2 protein-coding genes are annotated in these 3,203 nt (G+C 42.1%); one reads left to right on the top strand and one right to left on the bottom strand.

Annotated elements, in window-relative coordinates; all coding sequences use genetic code 11:
* The coding region (locus B3M32_RS02055) for a class I tRNA ligase family protein (protein ID WP_290743155.1) at nt 1–619 on the top strand (619 nt) is incomplete at its 5' end.
* Nucleotides 620–684: 65 nt separating this feature from the next.
* Here the strand turns inward: B3M32_RS02055 and B3M32_RS02050 are convergent.
* Complete coding sequence (locus tag B3M32_RS02050; protein WP_290743152.1) at nt 685–2,571, bottom strand: FISUMP domain-containing protein; 1,887 nt, start codon at nt 2,569–2,571, stop codon at nt 685–687.
* Between the last annotated feature and the right edge of the window lie 632 nt (nt 2,572–3,203).

Genomic DNA, 3,203 nt, shown 5'->3' with positions numbered 1-3,203 from the left:
CTACGTGCTGAAGAACGTGCTCGACCTGCTCCACCCGGTGATGCCGTTCATTACCGAAGAGCTCAACAGCATCCTGTTCCAGGGCAGCGAAATGGTCATCAGCCGCGCATGGCCCAAGGCAGACGAATCGCTCATTGACGCGAAGATTGAAGCCGCATTCGACCAGGCATTTGCCGTGGTGGAAAGCGTGCGTGGCGTGCGTGGCCGCTACAACGTAAGCCCCGCCACCAAGCTCAGTGCCGTGGTGAGCGTGGACGACGCCGCGACGGAAGCCAGCGTGAAGGACTGTATGGCAATCATCACCGAACTTTCGGGTCTTTCTGACCTGAGCGTCGCCGTGAAGGCCGTGAAGCCGAAGTTCAGCGCCAGCGCCGTGGTTCCCGGTGGCGAACTTTACATCCCGCTGGAAGGAATCCTCGACCCGGCTGCAGAAATCGCCCGCCTCGAAAAGGAAATCGAAAAGGCCAAGGCATTCGCCGCTTCGATCGAACGCAAGCTTTCGAACGAGAAGTTCGTGAGCGGCGCCCCCGAAGCAGTCGTCAATGCCGAACGCACCAAGCTCGCAACGCAACAAGATATCATTGCGAAGAACGAGAAGGCTCTTGAAGAATTGAAGTAAGTTCACAACTATTTGAATATTAAAAGAGGTGTTCTTAGAACACCTCTTTTATTAACAACACATTTTTAATCACTTTCTTGCGGTTTATTTTTCACACACCTCACAGAAGCTCCTTTAGATTTAAGGAAATCGCCAGAACCAACTGTTGCATAAGCATTTGTTAGGCTGCCAACATAAACAGAATTTACAGTTATTTGTTTCGTTGTATGGAAATAAGCACCAGCACCTATTCCATGGAACACTTCGTCAGTGGAATATTCTGCTCCTGAATACCCAGCAGGTAATGCTCTAAAATGATATATATCTGTTCCATTTCCTTCGTTTCCCCATCCAAAAGTCGATTTTAGCGAAGCTCCTGAATTTCCAACAAAATCTCGTAATTCAATCCATTCAGAATCGGTAGGCACATGCCAATTATCCGGGCAAATTCCTTGATGCGGTTGATCAATATATTCTGGATCTACATAGCCGCTTTCTTTTACTGGTAAACCACCCATAACAGTATACCAAGTATAAAGACGTCCATATTTTTCACAATAACTATCTTTATTATGATAGCACAACGATCGAGATTCTCCAGGATCATATCTCAAATTTTCAGCCATCCATGTTTGGCCTCCAATCGAGATAATTCGATACACGTTTCCATCGCGTTCATCAACCATTTTCTCATAGTTATAAGGATTTAATTCAATATCAGAAGTACTCTGTAAACATTTTACATAAACACCTTTTGATTTTGGTTCAGAAATCATTGACATTTTCATCGATGTATTTTCTTGATTATACATTTGAAACGCGTTTTTTGCAGAAGAATAATTACGCGTCCACAATTGTATTATGTTTCCTTTAGGAATATTCACTTGATCATAAACATTATTTTTCTTTACATAACTGTATAACGAATTCAATTGAGCGGTATCAGGCACCACCCATCCATCAGGACAAGCACCTTGCTCAAGATATGAATGGCAAATCGAGTTATTGCATTCCTTGGGAAGATCCATTGCTGCCGACCACGTATAAAGCCGCCCATTTATTTCACAATCTTTTTCAGAATAGCACCAACTAGAATCTCCTTCAAAGACTAGATTGTCATACATCCAAACCTGACCATTTACACTTACAGTTCTATAAGCATGTCCATCCCTTTCATCAACAAAAACATCCTGCAAAAGCAAAAGGCCCCAACCAGACTCTCTACACTCATAATAAGTTTCTTTATAATCAACAACTTCAAAACGATTATTACCAGAGCACGTCAAATTCAACAAGATTTCTAAATCTGTCACATTTCTCAAAACACCTTCATCACAAACAAACACTTGTTTTGAGACTTCATTTTCTACCAAATCACCATTTTCCCCACATTTCATTCCCGCTGCATAATCTGGCAATGCAATATAATCACAAAACGGATTCGAAACAATAAGAGACGTGTCATAGGAATAAACAGTTTTCCAATTAGTACATGTTGAATTCACACATCCAGAAGAATGATAAAGACCAGCAGGACAACCTTCTCCTGTCCATGAAGTACAAGATTTATGCCCGGTACCTTTTTTATCAACAATGCATTTTGAATATTTATTCATACAATCCGTACCCATTATTGCAAATGCATTCTTTCCGCAAACGATTGTATAAATTTTCTCATCATCATATATCGCATAGTATTCTTCTTTTGTTTCTGGGCCACTATAAAATTGATCGTCACCAGAACTAGAAGTTACAAATTCCAATGAAGAAGAAATATTTGAAGACGTTTCGCTAAGGACACACGAACTACTAGACTCTATAATTGTAATAGAGCTTGATATAACTTGAGAGATTATTTCATCCGATGATGAATAAGTAGAAACAATCTCATCCTCTTCTGATGGTGAACTGGATGAAGAACTTCCACAAGCTATTAGAATAAATGTACAGAAAAGAAATATAATTTTTATCATATTCTCACCTCTTTATTCAAAGATTTTTCATCAGAAACAAACAAAAAAAGCGTGGGCTCATTTGGTTTAACCACTTGAGGCTCGGCAAAGCCCATGCAAGATAAAACAAACGACCCACGCCCCAACTGGGACGTGAGCGTCTGCACCATACCTCTTGCATTGATAATTTTGCCGATTTCAAGTGGAGAGTTTGGAGCAAATGCTCAAAATGTCAATATGGCATTAAACTTATAAGCACCTCAAAAAGTTATACAATATATAATATAACTCTTTTTATTAATTATAGATACATTTTATTCCAAATTGGAATATATTTTTTTACACAAAGTACTAACGCGTTAGGGATAGTGACCCCTTGGGGCGGAGACTTGCTCGCAAGGCTCCGTTCTAGGAGGCAGGCGTCAAGCGAAGCGAAGACGGCTGCCCCTAGAATATAGCCCGACCCGCACGGGTAGTGCGGGGAACGCCCAAATAAAGAGAACTCGCCGGGTTCCTGTACCGCTTCGTGTGGGACGACGCTGCGCTGTCTGCTCCAGCTACTTGGACAAATGCGTAGGTCGAGAGTCGCGACCACGCTTGCGTGGGCATGACCGAGACCAGCATTTGGCGCTTGCGCAAATCAAGAAGGCCGT

The sequence above is a fragment of the Fibrobacter sp. UBA4309 genome (assembly GCF_002395745.1).
Classification (GTDB): Bacteria; Fibrobacterota; Fibrobacteria; order Fibrobacterales; family Fibrobacteraceae; genus Fibrobacter.
The sequence above is the reverse complement of the archived record's forward strand: the minus strand, read 5'-3'. Positions and strand labels throughout refer to the sequence as shown.